Raw genomic sequence first — 19,219 nt, forward strand, 5'->3', positions numbered from 1 at the left:
AGTAGAGTGAAAAGTAGTTACTCACTGGTTGAATTGATATCCAGTTTTCTAGATTGTTACCAGTTTTTCCTGGCAGCCATAGCGATACGGTACCACCTGACTCCATTCCGAACTCAGAAGTGAAACGTATTAGCGCCGATGGTAGTGTGGGGTTTCCCCATGTGAGAGTAGGACACTGCCAGGTCCCATTAAGAAGAACCCGCCTAACGGCGGGTTTTTTGCTTTCTGCAGCAAAGAAAAAGTAATGGGGTCAGAGTCGCGACTCTGACCCCATTATTCTTCCATTTTTTTTCTGGCAGCCATAGCGATACGGTACCACCTGACCGACATGTCGGCCCATCGCGTGGCGACCAACCACATCCCGAACTCAGAAGTGAAACGTATTAGCGCCGACCGGTGACCGGCGCAGGGATAGTGGGATAGTGTGGGGTTCCGGTGACCGGCCCAGCCCCATGTGAGAGTAAGACGGGCTGGCCCTCCAGACTGCCAGGTCCCATTAAGAAGAACCCGCCTAACGGCGGTTTTTTTGCTTTCTGCACCTGAAAAAGTAATTGGGGTCAGAGTCGCGACTCTGACCCCTCTATTTGTTGGGGCTATGCTTCGGTTTCTAGGGTTTGCTTTTTTAGCGTTTCTATCATGTGTTCACGCATTTTAAACTTTTGCAGCTTCCCTGTTACTGTCATGGGGTATTCTTTTACTACACTGATGTATTTAGGCACTTTAAAATAGGCTAGCTTTGATTTTAAGTAGTCACGTATTTGCTCTTCGTCTATGTGTCGATTTTCTTTTGCTTTAATCCAAAGACACACTTGCTCGCCATATTTATCATCGGGTATACCAAATACAGCGGCATCGGATACATCGTCATGCTGGTATAGTACTTCTTCAATTTCTCGTGGATAAATATTCTCGCCACCGCGAATGATCATGTCTTTTATTCTGCCTACAATAGTGACATAGCCTTCCTCATCCATTTCACCTAGATCGCCAGAATGAAGCCAGCCTTCGTTGTCTATAGTAGCTTTAGTTTTAGCTTTATCTCCCCAGTAACCCTTCATTACACAATAGCCTCTTGCACAAATCTCACCTGGCTCACCAATTGGAACAGTGTTGCCCTGTGCGTCGATAATTTTAACCTCTGTATGAGGCATAGCTCGGCCTACCGTTTTAACCTGCTTCTCAAAGGGAGAATCAATATCTGTAATATGATTGATAGGGCTGCATTCTGTTTGACCATAACCTATAACGACTTCGGTCATGTGAAATGCACTATGGACCTTACGCATTAGTTCCTCAGGACATGTACTTCCGGCCATAACGCCGGTTCTCAAGCTAGATAAGTCAAAGCTTCTAAAATTCGGGAGCTCTAGCTCGGCAATAAACATAGTAGGTACACCGTGTAAGCCTGTACACTTTTCTTGTTCTACCGTGCGAAGGGTTGTTTCAGGGTCGAATGAGTCACCAGGGAATACCGCACATGCACCAGACGCTAAACAGACTAAGTTACCCAATACCATACCGAAACAATGATAAAGCGGTACGGGTATGCAAAGTTTATCTTTATGCGTAAATCTCATTGCTTCTGATACTAATAAACCATTATTCAATATATTGCGATGAGTGAGTGTTGCGCCTTTCGGGTTACCAGTCGTACCTGAGGTAAATTGAATGTTGATGTTATCATCGGCATTTAATGTCGTTTCAATGGCTGATAGCTGAGATCGTAGAGCATCAGTAGGCTCTATTTGGAGTTTTGAAAACGCCTGCAAGCCGTCTTCATGGGTTTCACCGATAGTATATACATGCTTAAGAGAGGGGAGCTTCGAGAGCGATAGCGCCGCGTCCGTCTGACTCTGGCCCCCGGTATCTAGTTCCGGGGCTAATTCTTTCAAAATGGCGATGTAGTTTGACTGTTTAAAAGACTGTGCCATCACTAAGTGCTTTACCCCGACATTGTTAATAGCAAAGGCTAATTCATCTGGGCGATAAGCGGGATTGAGACATACCATAATCGCGCCAATTCTTGCCGTTGCCATTTGTACAAGCGACCACTCAATGTTATTTGGAGACCATATCCCCACACGGTCACCGGGCTCTACGCCATTAGCAAGTAAACCACAGGCCACTCGTTCTACTTCACGCCAGTATTGCTGATAGGTCCAGTGAACACTTTGGTGCTTTACGATGATCGCTGGGTTATCGGCATAATTGTCGACAACCTTTTTAAAGTATTGGCCAATTGTTAGCGTGGTGAGTTCGGCATTGCTTGGACCGCTAAACTCACTTATTTGTAGTGGAAGTGCAGTGTCTGGCTGTATCTTTGATTCCATTACTTCTTGCCTCCATGTGCATACGCATATGATTTAAATGTTAATTTAGATAATCGCCATCATGATTTTTAGGAAAAAGTACACAATAACAATCTTCGCGCTTATTACAGAGTGCGCTATTGAATAAACAAAATATTTAATCTTTATTAACAATATGGTTGCAAACGCGTTTTGTCGACAAGATGTTAGTCGTATACGGCGCTGTTTAACGAAAAATATTAACGTTTCGTCGCAGCTCATTATCTGATTGGAACAACTAGCGGATTTAACGGAGCTTATTTGTTGGGAGAAAATAAAAAGCCCCGCATTTTCCGCGGGGCTACATAGTTGGGAATACTATGCGTTACTTAGTTCATTTATTCTGATTCAATCTCTTCAAAATAGGTACGGTATTCCATACGGGTTATGTATGAATCACCATCTTCATCCATTGAGTCGAAGTCGCCCTCAACATCAGCTACTTCTAGTTCTTTTTCACTGATTTTACCGTCGCTGTCCATATCGATTTCAGTAAACTTAGAGTTAGCTGTTGCAGACATCTCAGTACGCAGTTCTTTATTTTTTTCCGAAATCATTTCGTTATCAGCTTTAGAAAACAGCGCTGGATTGCCTTCTTCAGTTAGCACTGCATCTGTTGTTCCTTCTGCTTGAACTTGTGTAATAACCTCATCACTGAACATAGAGGGTTTTTCATCAACAAATTTGTTGAACTCTGCGCGGCTAACCATACTGTCGCCGTCGGTATCCATTTTTGCTACTAATTTGCTGTCAATAGAACCTGACGATTCTGAACCTACTATGTAGCCATTACCGTCTTGGTCGAGCGCATTAAAGCTCTTTGAAATTTTTTCTTCATGATGGCCTGCGAATGCTGACGCAGAAAGTGTAGCTGCAACAACAGCACTAGTAATCATACTTAACTTTGTGATCTTCATAATCAAATTCCTTCTGTTTCTCTTTGCGAACACGGGCTATCAATTGCCCTAATCACTAAATTGAACGCATGTTGATTGAAGTTAATACTTCACATCAACCTATTTAGCTACTCACAAATATCTTATTCACTTGTCGTGCCAATGAGATAAGTCATTGAAAATATGAGTAATAGAAAAAATGGGAATAGATTTAGAGTGTAACGTTTTTGTTAATTTGTCACGAAGCCTGAAAGATCTTCATACAAATGAACGGTGTCAAAACAGGGATAGTTGAGTGTTAGCTATGCGTTCAAAACTAAGGGATAACATTGGCAATATGCTATCAGCTATGGGTTTTATTTGTTTCTCTATATAGTGGTCATAGTCAATCGGGGCAGAAATAGTTTCTATTGTTTGTGGCCCTTGTACTGTGATTACATAGGCTATAGACGTATTAGATTGGTAGCGAAGTGGTAAACCCTGCTTCTCAAATAGCTTGTCGGCCCGTCTTGCCGCTTTTACATGAGGGGGAAGGGATTTAACGTACGATGAAAGAGGTTTTCTGAGTCGTTTTTTATATACCAAATCGTCATCCATCTTCCCTGATTTTACTGCGTTTAGCGTTTTATTGATGTATTGCTCAACAGGTTCATTGGCAAACACTCTTTTGTATAGTTCGTATTGGAACATTTTAGCAAGCACTGTCCAATCCGAACGTACGTTCTCTAAGCCTTTAAAGATAAGCTCACCATTTTTCATCCCTGCGTAGCGTTTTTTACTACCTTCCGAAGACCCACGAATTGTTGGCATAAAAAAGGTAGAAAAGTGAGATTCGAACTCAATTTCCAAATGGCAATCAATGGCGAATTTGCGCTTAAGTAACTCAGTCCACTTCTGATTAATAATTTTGGCGAGCTCGCGACCTGTTTCACAAGGTGAACCTAATGCAGTATTCCCTTCAACATGCACAAAAGTTGAATCGGTATCACCGTAAATAACTGTATAGCCTAGTTCCTCAATCCAACTCGCGGTAGTTTGCATAATCTCATGCCCTCGCAAGGTAATTGAACTCGCAAGACGGGGATCGTAGAAAGGACAGCCTCCACTACCAAGCACTCCGTAGAAGGAGTTCATTAATATCTTAATTGCTTGAGATCGAGGTGCGTCTTTCTGTTTTTTGGCTTCGTCACGCTGAAGCCAAAGGTTTTCAATGATTGAAGGCAGAAAATGAAATTCACGGCTAAATACTGCACTTTTGAAGCCTTCTATCGCAGTAGCTGGAGACTTGAGGCCTTCTGCGAGCCCTAACGGGTCGATTTTGAACGTTCGAATAATAGAAGGGTATAGGCTCTTAAAATCGAGTACTAGAACATCTTTGTACAGGCCAGGCTGGGAGCGCATGACATAACCGCCAGGACTCGCTAAACCGCCATTTTCAGGCCTCACTCCAGCGACATAAGACTTGCGGTGTAGCTTGGGCAAATAAACATTTAAAAACGCCGCCACCGAGCCTCCCGGGCGGCTCATATCTAAACCGGTAAGAATGCTGCGCAATGCCAGAAAATCAATAAATTGGGTTTTGCTCTCAATGCGGTTTACCAGTTCCGTGTCTTTAAAGTTGTAGTTAGCAAGTGCAATAGGGTCGTTGTGATAAAGGCGCTTTATCGCTTCAAGCTTGTCAGTAGCTTGTATAAGCTTATTTTCACTAAGCAGTTCTTCGGAAACATTGTCGAGAGAGAATGACTCAAATTGATAGGTCATGGTTTTGAGTGCTTCAATACCATCAATCACGCATCGGCCAGGTACATCAACGATAGTTTGATCTTCCCATTGTCTTACCAAAGCCTCACGGCCGTGGCGGCCAATTGCAAACTTAAGCGCATTCGCTTTAGCGCGGCGGGCGAGCACAGCCATATCAAACTGCTTAACATTCCAACCCAAAATTATGTCTGGGTCGTAAGCGGTAAGGTGTGAAAAAAAGGCTTCTAGTAGTGCTTTTTCCGACCCTACTGTAACGAGCGTATATGGGCTGTCTTCTTGCTCCTGTAATGTTTGTCCACTAAAACTTGGTGGGCAAACGAGCAATACTACGCTTTTTCCTTCGCCCGCTAGCGCAATGCTGAATAACTCTTCGTGCTCATTACATTCAATATCTATACTTAACGATGTGAAAGCAGTTCTGAAATGACAAGGTCTGATCTGCGCATTTTCTATAACAAGTTGTGACGTGTCATCTAGAGATTGAGGGGTAACAAACTCCACCGCACCATATACAAAACGCTCCATCAAATAGCGATCGGCAACGCGAATGTCTGCTTCATACAATACAATACTATGCTCTTGGGCGCGCTGACGAAGCTGATGCATCTGTGATTCTGTGGCGGTCTTTACCGTAGCCACAGGAGATTGCTCTAAAGTGTGAAATCCATCTTCTGAAATTATGATATTAGCTGGAATGCGAGCAGCAATGTTGCGCAATGAAGCACTCTGTTCTAGGGACACAAAGCAAGTCGGTTTTTGAGGTGAAGATATTAATCTAGCGGTACCACTGGCGGTTTTAACCCATAGCTCAACATAAACTTTACCTTGCCGGGTAAACGTATTTTTATTGAGTATAAACCCTTGCTGTATTATTGGGGCTGACATGAATTTGTTTTTACTAACCGCTTCTTTAACTGTGTCAACTTCTTAGGGCTACCCTAAGAGCGTGGACGTTGATTGAATTTATATAACCCTCCACCTGCGAATTCAGTACAGAGCATGAAAGGTACAAAAGACGTGTTCTATCAACATCAACGACCTTAGTATAGCGTTTGTTATCACCGGCTCCTATAGATCTCTATTCGACAGATATGTTTGTTTTTGTAAGCAGAGCAAGTTAGAACGGAACGTGTTCTAATTATCTTGCATGAAAGTGAAGGTATCAGACGAATAAGATTATGCTGCGTTTACACGCCGGCATTATCGAGTAACGGCGTTCTCGATACAAGGCAGTCGTACCAAAGCTATTGTATTACCCCCTCTAGGGAGAGCGCGACTCAGTGAAGATGTAAAATATGCTGGCTAGAAAAGGTGATGACGATATGGAGTATCTATTCGACAAACAGGTAGAGCCGGGCGAGCTTATAGAAGTAGCCGATGGGGTACTTTGGCTAACTATGCCCCTTCCTTTTGAACTCGACCACATAAACTTGTATTTAATCCGCGGTGAAGGCGGCTGGGTGGTGATTGATACTGGCATCGGGACGTCCACCACCAAATCTCTCTGGATGCGTATATTTGAACAACTAGATGCACCAATTGTTGGTGTTATTGTTACGCACTTACATCCTGATCATGTAGGGTTAGCAGGTTGGATAGCGGATACATATAACGTACCTTTTTATATGACCCAAACTGAATATTTCACTGCACGAGCCTTCGCAGCAGGCAGAAATGGCGCTACTAACACAAGGGATGTACTGTATTACCAGCGGGCAGGGCTTGATGATCCAATGATAGCAAAGCTCACCTCTGGCGAGGGAAACGGTTACAGCAGTGTGGTGTCGCCACTTCCCATAAGTTATACCCGTTTAAAACATGGCATGACGTTATTTCTTGGCGATAACGAATGGGTGGTTATGATTGGACGAGGTCATTCTCCCGAGCACGCCTGTCTTTACAATGCAAAGAAAAATATTCTTATCTCTGGCGATCATATTTTACCAATCATCACACCGAATATTGGTGCCTATTCAACGGAGCCTGACGCTAATACCTTAGCCGATTACCTGAACACATTGCCTCAATTTAAAAGCTTGCCGAGAAATACAACGGTGTTACCCGCACACAAACTTCCTTTTATTGGTCTTCACGAGCGGGTAGACTCGCTCATTGCTCATCATCACGAGCACCTTCAAGCGTTGTTAAAGGCTTGCAAGGAACCTAAAGCAGTAGTGGATCTATTGCCGGTTATGTTTAGGCGCAAGCTTTCAAGCCGTAACATGGTATTCGCTGTGGCGGAGTGTTTGTCTCACCTTAATTACTTAGTAAGCGAAGGGGATATCTCGCGAGCACTCAATGATGAAGGTGTGTATACATTTAAGGTGTGCGCAGCGAGTAAACTAGCGAGTTAGGAATCACTGGCGGGCACTGTAGGGGCTTTAGGTATAGTAATTTCTACGACAGTTCCTTTGGCCTCTTTACTGCTAATAGATATTTTTCCTTGATGCTGTTCTATGGCGGTATAAGCCACAGAAAGGCCCAGCCCTTGACCTTGCCCTTCCGGCTTGGTGGTAAAAAAAGGTTCGAACACGCGTTTTAAGTGTTTTGCTGGGACGCCGCAACCTGAATCCAGTATTTTAATCGTTACTAATTGAGCGGCATCAATTACGGTGAGTTTGATGAAGCCTTTATCGTCTATCGCTTGCGCAGCGTTTATCATTACGTTCATCAGCGCCTGTTTCAATGGCCCTGGATTCCCCATAACCTCGACCTTTTCTTGCTCACATTCAATTTTATATTGGGGGGCGCTGTATTGAGCGGAGATGAGCGTGATTAGCTGATTACATATTGCGCATATATCTACTGTTTGCATTCCTTCAGCAGTCTCTAGTGAGAAGTTTTTAAGGTTCTCAACAATGTCCTTTACCCGTGTAAGCCCTTCAGTAGACTCTGCAATTAGCTCGGTGATATCGTCTTTCAGTAGGTCATAGTGATTCGCCTCAAATAAGGCGTCAACTTGTTCTTTAAGCTCGTCAGTAAAGAGCTCCATTTGCCCTTTAACACCGTCGCAAATCGCAAGAAGGTGTGAAGCGTATTGACCTAGCGTATTGAGGTTGGCGTTTACAAAGCCAATCGGATTGTTAATTTCATGAGCTATACCTGCTGCGAGTTGCCCGGTAGAGGCCATTTTTTCTGCCTGAATAAGCTGGCTTTGGGCAGTATCGAGTTTACGAATAAGCTTTCGCTGCGCTTCGTGCTCTTTTTTTAGTGCTTCGGAAAGTTTTTGCTGGGCTCTGAAATAACTCGCTTGGGCGGTGACATCTTGCAGAAATATACAGGCTAAACGCTGCCCGGTTTTTTTATCTTTAATAGGCAATATTTCCATATTTTGGTACATCTGCGTCTCTTCGCCTGTTATAGGCCGAGAGCTTTTAAATGGAAATATATGGGGTCGTTGCTCCCAATAGCTAAAACTTGGGTGCTGTAGCACGAATACTGACTTTAGCCTGCGTTTTAGGAACTTACCTTGCCCCTGAAACAATTCCACCACGGGCGTGTCTTGATAACAGTCACGCATTTTATGGGGGAGACGATCTAAAAAGAAGTCGTTTAGATAAACGACGTTAAAGTTTTCATCAACTACACCAATTCCGACAGGTAACTTACCTACCAGTTGTTCAAACATTATGCGAGTAACTCATCCAATGTGTTTTTCATGCGAGCAAGAGATTCATCGTCTAAACAAAACACAACGCGCATGCTAAACGAGGAAATTGCAATAACGAACTGTACTTCCATTACCAAACTATGCTGCCACTGCAGCTCATCAAAGTTCGCTTTATCGGGTAAAAACAATGTAGGCATATTTAAGTTGGTGGTAAGCTCTAACTGGTCAGAAAGACCAGCTAAACACGCGCCCGCTAAAATATTGCAAAGCTCCAAAATGATTTCTTGAATATCTTCCTTACTTAATGGTTCGTCGTAATCCATCAAAGTAGCGACTTCACTTAAACCCGCTTGTGACAACACAGACATGACTTCACCGTGCACATCGCCTAAAAAGGACTGGCGGGTATAAAAGGCATCTTCGGTTTCAAATAGAAGACTGTAAAGTTGAGTGGGCGTGACGGCTGAAATTTTAGGTATAGAAATGTCTATTTTCGTTTCAATAAGTTGAGCAAGCGAGTTCGCGGCTTGTCCCATTGAAATATTCAGCAGTTCTTGAAGGGCATCTCTTTGCTCTTCATCCAGCGGTAGTACGATGCTCATAGATACCCCAGCTCAAACAGTGCCATGGCCAACTCTTCTTTATCTAAGGGCTTACGAAGAAATCGCTTAGCGCCTAAAGACATCACAATTTTTTGTTTTTCCGGCTGAAAATCAGCGCTTATTACAATAACGTTTGGCATGTTAGACCTTGCGTGTAAAAACTCTAACACGCCAACGCCGTCTACTTCAGGCATAGTAAGATCTAAAAGAATGAGTGCAAACTCGCTTTCGGAAAGTGAATTTATCGCTTCTTGCCCGTTTGTTGCTTCGGTTATGTCATACTCCAAATCTTGAGGAAGCGAGCGAATAACGCTGCGCCTCGACAGCTTGGAATCATCAGCAACTAGTACAGAAAGTGACATTTACAGCCTCCTTGAGCGGCATTCAATGTGATGCCTTTTTAGTAAAGTATGTGCAACTTTTGCGTTACTGCAACAATACCTTTAAAAATTATTGTTGTAGTCATGCTCTACCTGCTTGTTAACTAATTTGAGTATATGACAAAGGTGACTTTTGTGCGTATTAGACTTTTAGTTGAATTGATAGCGGGGTTTATAGAGTTAGGTGTTAAGAGAGTTAAAGAGATGAAGTGGGCATGTAGCTAAGTTTAAACATGCCCTTGCATTTTTAGCCTTTTTGCATTGCCTGCATTTTTTCTAGTGCAGCTGGCATTGCATCGACATAACGTTTAACGTCAGCTATTTTACCCATGCTTACACGAGACCAATTATTATACGTACGATAGATGCCTCGGATAAGTACGTCTTTTTCAGCCATAGCTTGACGGAAATACTCGGCATTGCCATCACCAAGATTAACAAAAATAAAGTTAGTACTAGAGGGGAGGGCTGTCAAACCGTTAGCTTTAACGGCATCCATAACCATAGATTTACCTTCATAAATTTTTTCTTTAGAAAACGTTAAAAAGGCATTGTCATTGTAGCTTGCTATTGCAGCAGCAAGGCCCGCTTGATTCAATGTGTAGCCGCCCATACCGTAGCGATTAATCCACTCGGTATTCTCCTCAGAAGCAATAAGATAGCCCACTCGCATACCCGCTAAACCATAAATCTTCGAGAAGGTTCTCGCTACGATGATATTGTGGCCTGCTTTAACAAGTGGAATCATTGAGTGTTTTGGTGGCTCATCGATGAGTTCGTTATAGGCCTCGTCAACCAAAACAAGTGTCTTTTTAGAGGCTTTGATACAAAATTCGCGAAGCTTATCGGGGTCTAGCACTTTACCTGTCGGGTTGTTAGGGTTACAGATATGTACCATACCGATGGAGTCATCAATTGCGGCATACATGGCGTCAAGGTCGATGTCGAGATCTGCTGTATTGGCTATTCTGACTATTTCTGGTGCGCCCTGCTTTTCTGGTGCTTTAGACGTGGTATCCCAAAAAAGATCCGGCCCAAGAATTTTACCATTCTTACTTGCAGCTACAGCAGCATAGGAAAGAATTGGGCTGGAACCGGCACTTAAAGAAATATTCTTACGCGTAATGCCATGACGCTCGGCTATCATATCTAACAGGGTCATAGCGGCGGGATAAGCGTAATACGCACCTCCTTGAGCAGAGGCTTGAGCAATGGCTTCCAAGGCTTTTGGACTAGGTCCAAAAGGGTTTTCATTAGCATTTAGTTTCGCTACACCAGGTTTTGGTCCATAAATGACCGATATCGCTTCAGTTGCTGCAGCACTTGCAGATTGAGCGCTAACCAAGTTACTAAAACCTGTTGCTCCTACGGCTGATGCTGCTACCGAGCCACCTAAAAATAAACGTCTTGAACGGTTATAACTCACAGATATTCTCCTTTTTATTTTAAATGGCTTTATAGAACATTGCGCTTGAAACAATGACGAGATAAATGCCAAACAATCGCTTTAGCTTCTTTTCACTAAAGTTATGCGCCATCTTCGCACCGATAGGCGCAGTAAAAATTGCGCCTATACTGATAGCGATTAGCGCTGGAATGTTGATGTATCCGATAGTGCCAACAGGAAGCGAAGCCGTCTCGGGATGTTTCATAAATAGAAAGCCAATGGCACCAGGAAGGCCTATCAGGAAGCCAACACCTGCAGCGGTGGCAACCGCTTGCTGAATAGTGCGTTGGCACATCACCATTGTGATGACTGTGGGCGTACCGCCTCCTATACCGAGTAACGCAGAAAAGCCGCCTAATACAAATGCCAGCACCGCTTTTCCTATTCCTTTAGGCATATCGAATACAAGACCGGGGCGCACAACAAATTCAGGGAAAAGAAAATATACGGAGTAAAGCAGTACACCTGCAGCGAATACTACGGTTAAGCCATTTGCGCTAGAGTTATTAGCTATTAGTAGACCACCTCCAACACCAAGAATAAGCCAAATGCTCCAGGACTTAAGGATGTCAAAATCTACGGCGCCTTTGGCGCGGTGCGCCATAACAGAACGTGCGCTAGATACGACAATTGATGCCAATGAGGTGCCTATTGCAACTTTCACCAACGATTCAGAAGGGGGGGTAAAGAAAGGGAAAACAGCAAGTAGTGCCGGAACAACAACAAAGCCTCCACCATTGCCGAATAGACCTGCGGTAATACCAGCAATGGCACCGGTTATACACAAGGTAACGACAAACCACAGTAGTTCTACTTCCATCAGTTTTCTACCCCACACAATACAACTTTTAACATTGAATGACCTTTTAGGTTTTACTTATATAAAGTTATTTAAAAACGTAAACACCGGCTTGCGCCGGTGTTTTCTGCACTCGATTAGAAGCGAGCTGCTAGACGGGTGTAGTAGTACCCACCTTGCCAGTCGACTATGGAACCGGAATCGTATAATTCGCCACAGCACGCGTCGCCGTTAGTACTCAAATCTGGGTAGTTATCAAATAGATTTCTAACACCGACTGAAAGAGTAAGGTTTTCGCTAATCAGGTAAGAGCCTTCGATATCAAACATAAATTCATCGCCGAAGGTTTGAATACTTGTTGGGTCGACGCCATCATCGCTGCCTGCATTTTCGTATTCGCCAAAGTAGCTTAGGCGAGCCACCGCAGACCATACGTCGTAGCTGTGAGTGACCGAGAACACACCGCGCATTTCAGGTCGGCTATTTTCAAAATCGAATTGATCTTCTGCATCTAAATATTCGCTGGGGTCAGAGTCAAACTCAGTTTTATTGTAGTTAACCGAGCCGGTTAAAACAGTTGAGCCATACTTGGATTCCATCTTGTATGTAGCTACGACATCCAAGCCCTCTGTCACTGTATCGAATGCGTTTTGGAAGAAGAAAACGCCGCCAATAGATTCAGCGCCAGAAACGTTTGCTCCCGCAAGCGCTAGGTAGTTCTGGTAAGCATCATAGCCTGCAGCATCTGGGTCGGTGACCACAGTAGTAGAAACATCACGTGTAGATACAGAGTAGAGACGGTCCTCTAATTTGATATTGTAGTAATCAACGGTAAGAGTTAAGTCACCATAGTTAGCCGTCATTCCTAATGTAAAGTTGGTCGACTTTTCAGGTGAAAGCTCTTCTGCGCCGAGTGCCTGCGCAACTTCGCCGCCCGCAGGGAATAAGCCCGTAGCTACAGGGAAACCATCAGGTAAGCGAGTCGATACGTTAGTAGTACCCTGTTGGCCAGGCGTTGGCGCTCTGAAGCCTGTACCAAATGAAGATCTAAAGCCTACATCGTCATTCAATTGATAAAACGCCGCGACTTTGTACACTACCTCAGAGCCAAAATCTGAATAGTCCTCGTAGCGCAATGCAGCTTGGGCAAATAGCTCGTCAGTAATGTCTCCTGAAATGTCGGTGTACACCGCATAAGAATCACGTTCGTATGAACCTGAATAGTCAGGTGAGTAACCCGGGAAACCGTTAGAACCTACGCCAACTACGGTATAAACAGCATCATCGGGATCTGCACAGTTTAATGTCGAACCGTTTGCGATAACGGCTAGCCCTTCGGCAGTAGCGGTGGTTCCGTCACAGAATCCATATGGGTCAGAGGTAGCGTAAGGGCCGGCAAAATATGAGCTTTCCTCTCCTTCAGAAATTTCATAAGACTCATCTAGATAGCTAGCTCCAAAAGCGAGTACGTACTCACTCAAGTCGTAGGTGAAGTCGGCCTGAATTTGGGCCTCTTCGTTAGTCAGATCACCGGGCTCAAATGACGTAGGTGATTCATTGCCCAGAGAAGGGTTAATGGTATTGGCGAGCGTGTAGGAAATCTCGTTGTTGCCATAACGACCGCTGATATCGTAAGTAAGATCACCCGACATACCTTTTATGCCGCCTACCATTGAATAATCAGTGACATCACCGAAGAAGCGTGGCGTGAAACCACCCGGGAAGAATTCTGTTGGATTCCAAATAGAGCCGTCTTCAAGCCGAATGTCTTCAATAGTGCCGTTACCCGGATAACGATAATAGAAAGAGCCGTCGCCTTCACTTTCAGAATAGTTACCAAAAGCGTATAACTCTGCTTCAGCGCTCAGCGCGTACCCAGCGTTGAAAAAAACGCGTTTGCCGCTGGTATTGGGCTGCCCCCAAGGTTGCACCACATCAGAACCGTGAACACTGTTTGCCATAGCAGTCGCATCTGCAATATATTCGGCTGATTGCTCGTCTACACAGAACCAAGGCTCACAGTATTGTTCGCCTCTATAGGTCGCTTCACTATCTGAGTATTCGGCCGAAATACTGAAGAAGCCATCGTCACCAAGTGCGAAACCTTTATTTCCTGTAACGGTAATCTGGTCGCCATCGCCTTCATAGTAGCTACCATAATCGATGGTGAAAGAGCCGCCTTCGGTATTGTTTTTAAGTTGGAAGTTAATTACCCCCGCGATGGCATCCGAACCATACTGAGCTGCTGCACCGTCTCGCAATACTTCAACACTTTGGATTGCTGCTGTAGGAATGGTTGCGATATCCGGGCCTTGGGTACCAGAGCCTCCGATTGAAACAAGCGCTGCTCTGTGACGACGTTTCGAGTTCACTAAAACCAAGGTTTTGTCTGTGGGCATACCTCGAAGTGTTGCTGGACGAATAAAGGTGCCGCCGTCTGAAATAGGCTGCCTGCCCACAGAGTAGGAAGGTACAAGGGTCATCAGAACGTTGTTCATATCGGTAAACGCAACGGCTTCAACGTCTTCTGCGGTTAACACGTCAACGGGAACGGGCGAACTAGTGACTGAGCGTGGCGCACCGCGAGCGCCCACAACGGCTATACGCTCTAAGTCTTTCGCTTCTGCGGTTTCTTCGCTGGTTTCTTGAGCCTGTACAAGCATTGAAGTAGTGAAAAGGGTTAGTCCGGTAAGTGCGTAACGTACTGCAGTGTGGAGTTTCTTTTGTTTCATTAGTGTTCCCAATCGTGCTTATTGCTACTTAATTTATGAATGCGGATTAATTGAACCTGCACTCTTTCTAGGCACGCACGAGCACCACATTGATGCATACACATCTTGTAATTGTTATTGTGTAACTCGTGTACAGGGACTAGGCTAAAAACTCTTTGCCGCTGGTGGAAGAAAGAAGAATATTCAGGGGTATAAGAAAAATATTGACCCCTCCGGAAGCTCACAGTTTTCCTAGTATTAGACTTAAGTAGTGTTTAGGGTGAGATTTTTTTAACCCGTATGCGAAGGCTTTTGTTTACATTTTAGCTTCATATAACCTATTGGAATGGCATATACCTTGCTGACTTTCCCTGCAATGACGTCAGGCTATTCTCTATTGCCTTCTAAAAGGGGATTAAGTGCATTCCAAACAGCTACATTACTTTATAACCACAGTACAGCGAGGCAGTATTGCTGCAGCGGCTAGAACCTTAGATATTGCTCAGCCAGCTATTAGCCAGCAACTTGCAAGTTTGGAGCGAGAGGTGAAAGCAACGCTGCTAGAAAGAAGCTTTTCGGGTATAAGCTTAACGCCTGCTGGAGAGGTATTTTTCAAACACGCAGAGAAAATAATGGGTGAGATCGAAAACGTGAAATCAGCGTTGCAAGCATTTCAGGGAGACCAGAAAAAAGTAATAAAAATAGGAATGCTCCCATCTATTGGTAATGTACTTTCCCTACCCTTATTAACTGAAATAACGAGCAATCATAAAACGTTGAAAGTAGAGATAAGTACTGGTCCTTCATACACCATCAACGACTGGCTCGAATCAAAACAGGTAGATGTTGCCTTAACCTACCAACAGGCAATAGAGCCTAAATTTATGAGTGTGACTCCTCTTATTCAAGAGGAATTGCACCTCGTGTTTGCTGCTTCTCCCGCTTATCCCGAATATGCCAAGCTCAAAAACAAGTCGATGATAAAATTTTGGGAAATAAGTGAACTCCCCCTTTTATCGCCGGGAAATAAAGATGCACTTGGTCAGCTTATTGCTGATTACGAGAAAGCCACCGGCGTGACCTTAAAGCACGATCTTGCTTATTCTGGGCAGTTAATGACAGGACTAAGGCAAGTAATGCAAGGGGAGGGAGTGATGATTTTGCCAACTTCGGCTGTTTTCCATCTGAAAGAGTCGGGTCTGGTCTCCACCTTAAAAATTACCCAGCCTGACATGCATCGCACCGTGCTGGCAGCTACTAACAAAAAGCGAAAAGCGACGCACGAATACGAACAAATTATTGATATCATTCGAAAAGTGGTCGCTAAGGAGAATGCGCTCAAACATTGGTGCGGTACCTTAGAATTTGCAGCATCCTCATTTGTGGCGAAGTCAGCATAACCGAGCACACCGTATTTTCAATGAATCGAAAAAGTTGGCTAACTCACGCTTCAGGTAGAACAATATCTACTAATACGGGTAGATGATCGGATAACACTTTAGTTTTCTCATTCTTGAGTTTCCTACATGACTTTACTTCAATATCTTCAGTTACCCAGACGCGATCGAGCGAAAATACGGGGAAGTTGCTTGGAAACGTGGGACCAACCTTTTGCTGTAATAGCAAATTATTTAAAGCCCTAAATGCCTTTGAAAAAAACTGCCACTCATTAAAATCACCCGCTAGAAATAGCGGGGTTTGTTTTTCTCTTAAGCGTCGCGACAGATGTTCGTGAAGCAAAGAAAACTGCGAACGACGCTCTGGTTTTTTAAGCCCTTTATGAGTGTTTACCACTGTCAATGGGGTTTTTTCTGTCTTCAACTCAACGATTTGAACATTTCTTGGCTGTCGCCCAGTTTGACTTACATCTACAGTATCGTGCTCGAGCACATCAAAACGGGTCAAAATTGCATTGCCATACCAACCATCTGATTCTCTGATTGCTGGAGAGGGAATTAATTTAAACGTGTTACCCGCACAGATGTCCTTTACATCTTGCGCTGTATCGCGTTCGGGCGGACGGGTATCCATTTCTTGAAGCAAAACCACGTCTGCGCCACTGTTTGCAAGAAACTGCCCAATACGCTTGTAGTCATGCTTCTTGTCTCTGCCAACTCCGCTGTGAATATTATAGGTTACTATGCGGCACATTTTTCAGACTCATCTTTACTGCCGTTACTACTTTCTGACGTATCACTGTTAGCCTCTTTCCTGGCTTGATAATAACGTGCAAATTTTTGTGAGCCCCAAATCATTAAACCCCACACGACAATGCCGCCTATAAGATAGCTAATAGTTTTGACAGAAGGGTTTTGCCAAATTTGCGCGATAGAATCGCCAACAAGACCTTTAGCTATCATAGGTGGGAACATTCCCAAAAAGGTTCCCACCAAAAATTGAAAAATACCTATAGATGAAATGCCCGCGACCAAATTCACCAAACTAAATGGTGCTATAGGCAACATGCGAATAGCTGCTACGCCAACTACACCGCTACGCTTCAACTTTTCATCAACTGCCGCCACCTTTGGGCCGCCTATTTTTTTAAGTCCTGCGTTACCTGATAGTTTACCGATACCAAACATAATGGCAGAGCTCATTAGCGCTCCCATAATGCCGTAGATAGGCCCCCAAATTGGGCCAAAAATAGCAGCTACAGCAAGCGAGAGCACGGTTACAGGGAAGAATAAAATGCCGCCCACTACATACACTAAGAGTACAGTAGGAAGCGCGAAGTATGTACCTCTGCTTTTTTCTAGAAAGGCGTTGATACTGTCTGAGCTTAACCATGGGATTGACTGACTAGCCCAAAACATTAACCCGCCCAGTACTGCAATAATAGCAACACCAATTAAGATCATTATACTGCGACGCTTAGGGTTACGGGCTGGCAGTGCGTCACCGTCAAAGGTAGGAACTGAAATAAGCGGTTCTTCAGGGTCTGATAAAGCGCGAAATACATTTTTTACCGAGTGTTCTGTGAACACCTCATCACGAACTTCAGTTAGTATATAGCCATGCGCTATCTGATCCTGCATCAATGCTTCAACAGGATATTGGCGGTTGAATATCTCTGGCATCGCATCTATATCACGACCTGTATGCTCGGCAAGTAAGTCATTTCTCACTTGTTCTATACACGCTTGATTGTCTTTGCTATTGCCAAATAAAACGGTATCAATCTCTGTGTCCAAGGTCATTGAACGGTTACTTAAATTAGAAGACCCAATAACAAGGTATTTGTTATCAATTGTCATCACCTTGGAGTGAATGCGTTTGTAGGCTTTTCGACCCTGCATGTCTTCTATCGAAGAGTAAGTTAGTTTTATGCGTTTGGGGTCTATGCCCTTTTCTAAAATCGCTTTAAACTCAATGCGGCTGGCCCAAAATGCTTCACACTCAAACTTACCTTTCGGTTCGTAAGAGCTAACGATAACAACCGAAAGGTCTGGCTTTAACTTAAGTTGCTTATTAAGTGCTTCAGCAATTTCTTGACGAGTCGTAAACTGATTTTCGATATATATGACCGATTCTGCCTCCCCGATAAGGTCGAGCAGCATATGCCGTACCTCTTGAGCCGGCTCGGCTTCATCCATAAATGGGATGGTTCGCGCAAGGGCACACTCTACATCTTCAAAAAGAGGGGGATAGTCCTCAGGCCATGTTTCAGGCAAAGGCGAATTTTCATCAATACGCGCATCTTCACGAATATTAATAGGAGTGTCTTCAGCTACCCGCTGCCATCTCCATCTGACAAGCTGCGCGAAGTCGGCGACCACGGGGCCACTTGAAACCATTTGGACATCGTGTAGAGGACCATACTCGCCGTCAGGACCATCTCTTTCTTCGGATACCACTGGGTGGTCTCGCGTATCCCATCGGTTAGTCGATACGTCCATGCCACCTGAAAAAACAAGCTCGTCGTCAATAACCACAATTTTTTGGTGCTGGCTTCCGCCCATTGGAATGGTATCATCTAGCTCCGTTTGAACATTGTCGGGCGTTTTCTCTTCCCACACTTCTTTGGCCCACATCTCACGTTGAGCGAAAAAGGCTAAAGAAGAATCCCAGCGCAGTAGATAAATCTTAATATCAGGGCTTTGCTCTGCTTTCCATTTAAGCAAATCACTGATCACACTAGGTGCTTCGCTTTTAGCTTCATCGTCACCACGTAGCAATCGAATTCGACTGTCTATATCCCAGCCAACAATAAAAATGCTGTGCTTGGCTTTAACAATTGAGCTATGCAAGGCTTTGTAATAGTTTCCGCAATCTATCAGAGGAGTAGAAAAGCGGGCTTTGCTCTCTACCCAACAGTTTTGACCTGGTTGGAAAATACTTTTGCCTGATTGCATGTTCTTGTACCTGTTATTCATTTTATTAATCTAGATAGGGGGTTGCAGAATTCATACCTGCTAGCAATTACTTTTAAATGTTTTCAAGTGTATGATGTGTAAGGGTATATTTACTCTTCTGGCTTGAAGTGATATTTGTAGAGCATATGAAAGTGTAAGATTTTCACAATTTAGGAAGTTTCATCTTCATCACTGAAGGGACTCAATACTTACTCTAGATTTTTCTATTACTAGGTGTGTAATTGGCGATCTTGCTATACGTTGCGTGCAAAAAGTGATTAAAAATTTGTTTGTAGTAGCGATCGCTACC

13 protein-coding genes and 1 rRNA gene are annotated in these 19,219 nt (G+C 44.0%); 3 read left to right on the forward strand and 11 right to left on the reverse strand.

What is annotated here, in order from left to right:
* Nucleotides 1–68: 68 nt before the first annotated feature.
* A 5S ribosomal RNA gene (gene rrf / locus D1814_RS11035) occupies nt 69–184 on the forward strand.
* A 409-nt stretch (nt 185–593) separates the two neighbouring features.
* On the opposite strand, the gene D1814_RS11040 is transcribed toward rrf, so the two are convergent.
* The 3 genes from D1814_RS11040 to D1814_RS11050 all read right to left on the reverse strand — a co-directional run bounded on the left by D1814_RS11040 (nt 594) and on the right by D1814_RS11050 (nt 5,890).
* Nucleotides 594–2,330 carry an AMP-binding protein gene (locus D1814_RS11040; RefSeq protein WP_118492204.1) on the reverse strand — a complete coding sequence of 579 codons (1,737 nt, stop codon included), beginning with the start codon at nt 2,328–2,330 and terminating at the stop codon, nt 594–596.
* A gap of 356 nt (nt 2,331–2,686) precedes the next feature.
* Nucleotides 2,687–3,265 carry an EF-hand domain-containing protein gene (locus D1814_RS11045; RefSeq protein ID WP_118492206.1) on the reverse strand — a complete coding sequence of 193 codons (579 nt, stop codon included), beginning with the start codon at nt 3,263–3,265 and terminating at the stop codon, nt 2,687–2,689.
* A 255-nt stretch (nt 3,266–3,520) separates the two neighbouring features.
* Nucleotides 3,521–5,890: a DNA polymerase II gene (locus tag D1814_RS11050; RefSeq protein WP_118492208.1), complete on the reverse strand. Its 2,370-nt coding sequence runs from the start codon at nt 5,888–5,890 to the stop codon at nt 3,521–3,523.
* A gap of 437 nt (nt 5,891–6,327) precedes the next feature.
* Between D1814_RS11050 and D1814_RS11055 the strand changes: the two genes are divergently transcribed.
* The gene (locus D1814_RS11055; protein ID WP_118495369.1) at nt 6,328–7,359 is read left to right on the forward strand and encodes an MBL fold metallo-hydrolase; all 1,032 of its coding nucleotides are present in this window, start codon (nt 6,328–6,330) and stop codon (nt 7,357–7,359) included.
* Here the strand turns inward: D1814_RS11055 and D1814_RS11060 are convergent.
* The 6 genes from D1814_RS11060 to D1814_RS11085 all read right to left on the reverse strand — a co-directional run bounded on the left by D1814_RS11060 (nt 7,356) and on the right by D1814_RS11085 (nt 14,575).
* Nucleotides 7,356–8,633 carry a sensor histidine kinase gene (locus tag D1814_RS11060; RefSeq protein ID WP_118492210.1) on the reverse strand — a complete coding sequence of 426 codons (1,278 nt, stop codon included), beginning with the start codon at nt 8,631–8,633 and terminating at the stop codon, nt 7,356–7,358. The two genes, D1814_RS11055 and D1814_RS11060, sit on opposite strands and share 4 nt — an antisense overlap.
* A complete protein-coding gene (locus D1814_RS11065; RefSeq protein ID WP_118492212.1) occupies nt 8,633–9,217 on the reverse strand; it encodes a chemotaxis protein CheX in 585 nt (194 codons plus the stop codon). The genes D1814_RS11060 and D1814_RS11065 overlap by 1 nt, the downstream gene beginning before the upstream one ends.
* A complete protein-coding gene (locus D1814_RS11070) occupies nt 9,214–9,579 on the reverse strand; it encodes a response regulator (protein WP_118492215.1) in 366 nt (121 codons plus the stop codon). Before D1814_RS11070 ends, D1814_RS11065 begins: the two co-directional genes overlap by 4 nt.
* 265 nt (nt 9,580–9,844) lie before the next feature.
* On the reverse strand, nt 9,845–11,023 hold the full coding sequence (locus tag D1814_RS11075; RefSeq protein WP_118492217.1) for a pyridoxal phosphate-dependent aminotransferase: 1,179 nt from the start codon (nt 11,021–11,023) through the stop codon (nt 9,845–9,847).
* Nucleotides 11,024–11,042: 19 nt separating this feature from the next.
* The gene (locus D1814_RS11080) at nt 11,043–11,864 is read right to left on the reverse strand and encodes a sulfite exporter TauE/SafE family protein (RefSeq protein ID WP_118492219.1); all 822 of its coding nucleotides are present in this window, start codon (nt 11,862–11,864) and stop codon (nt 11,043–11,045) included.
* Between the two features lie 116 nt (nt 11,865–11,980).
* Nucleotides 11,981–14,575 carry a TonB-dependent receptor plug domain-containing protein gene (locus tag D1814_RS11085; RefSeq protein WP_118492223.1) on the reverse strand — a complete coding sequence of 865 codons (2,595 nt, stop codon included), beginning with the start codon at nt 14,573–14,575 and terminating at the stop codon, nt 11,981–11,983.
* Nucleotides 14,576–14,973: 398 nt separating this feature from the next.
* On the opposite strand from D1814_RS11085, the gene D1814_RS11090 reads away from it, so the two are divergent.
* Complete coding sequence (locus D1814_RS11090; RefSeq protein ID WP_118492225.1) at nt 14,974–15,954, forward strand: LysR family transcriptional regulator; 981 nt, start codon at nt 14,974–14,976, stop codon at nt 15,952–15,954.
* Between the two features lie 43 nt (nt 15,955–15,997).
* On the opposite strand, the gene D1814_RS11095 is transcribed toward D1814_RS11090, so the two are convergent.
* Nucleotides 15,998–16,705: an endonuclease/exonuclease/phosphatase family protein gene (locus D1814_RS11095; protein WP_118492227.1), complete on the reverse strand. Its 708-nt coding sequence runs from the start codon at nt 16,703–16,705 to the stop codon at nt 15,998–16,000.
* Nucleotides 16,693–18,909 (reverse strand): VTT domain-containing protein, encoded by a 2,217-nt coding sequence (locus D1814_RS11100; RefSeq protein ID WP_118492229.1) that lies wholly within the window; start codon nt 18,907–18,909, stop codon nt 16,693–16,695. The genes D1814_RS11095 and D1814_RS11100 overlap by 13 nt, the downstream gene beginning before the upstream one ends.
* Nucleotides 18,910–19,219 lie beyond the last annotated feature (310 nt).

This window comes from Alteromonas sp. BL110 (assembly GCF_003443615.1).
Lineage (GTDB): Bacteria > Pseudomonadota > Gammaproteobacteria > Enterobacterales > Alteromonadaceae > Alteromonas.

Coding starts and splice junctions, on each gene's coding strand:
- D1814_RS11040 (WP_118492204.1), bottom strand. CDS start 2,330: ATGGAATCAAAGATACAGCCAGACACTGCACTTCCACTACAAATAAGT.
- D1814_RS11045 (WP_118492206.1), bottom strand. CDS start 3,265: ATGAAGATCACAAAGTTAAGTATGATTACTAGTGCTGTTGTTGCAGCT.
- D1814_RS11050 (WP_118492208.1), bottom strand. CDS start 5,890: ATGTCAGCCCCAATAATACAGCAAGGGTTTATACTCAATAAAAATACG.
- D1814_RS11055 (WP_118495369.1), top strand. CDS start 6,328: ATGGAGTATCTATTCGACAAACAGGTAGAGCCGGGCGAGCTTATAGAA.
- D1814_RS11060 (WP_118492210.1), bottom strand. CDS start 8,633: ATGTTTGAACAACTGGTAGGTAAGTTACCTGTCGGAATTGGTGTAGTT.
- D1814_RS11065 (WP_118492212.1), bottom strand. CDS start 9,217: ATGAGCATCGTACTACCGCTGGATGAAGAGCAAAGAGATGCCCTTCAA.
- D1814_RS11070 (WP_118492215.1), bottom strand. CDS start 9,579: ATGTCACTTTCTGTACTAGTTGCTGATGATTCCAAGCTGTCGAGGCGC.
- D1814_RS11080 (WP_118492219.1), bottom strand. CDS start 11,864: ATGGAAGTAGAACTACTGTGGTTTGTCGTTACCTTGTGTATAACCGGT.
- D1814_RS11085 (WP_118492223.1), bottom strand. CDS start 14,575: ATGAAACAAAAGAAACTCCACACTGCAGTACGTTACGCACTTACCGGA.
- D1814_RS11095 (WP_118492227.1), bottom strand. CDS start 16,705: ATGTGCCGCATAGTAACCTATAATATTCACAGCGGAGTTGGCAGAGAC.
- D1814_RS11100 (WP_118492229.1), bottom strand. CDS start 18,909: ATGCAATCAGGCAAAAGTATTTTCCAACCAGGTCAAAACTGTTGGGTA.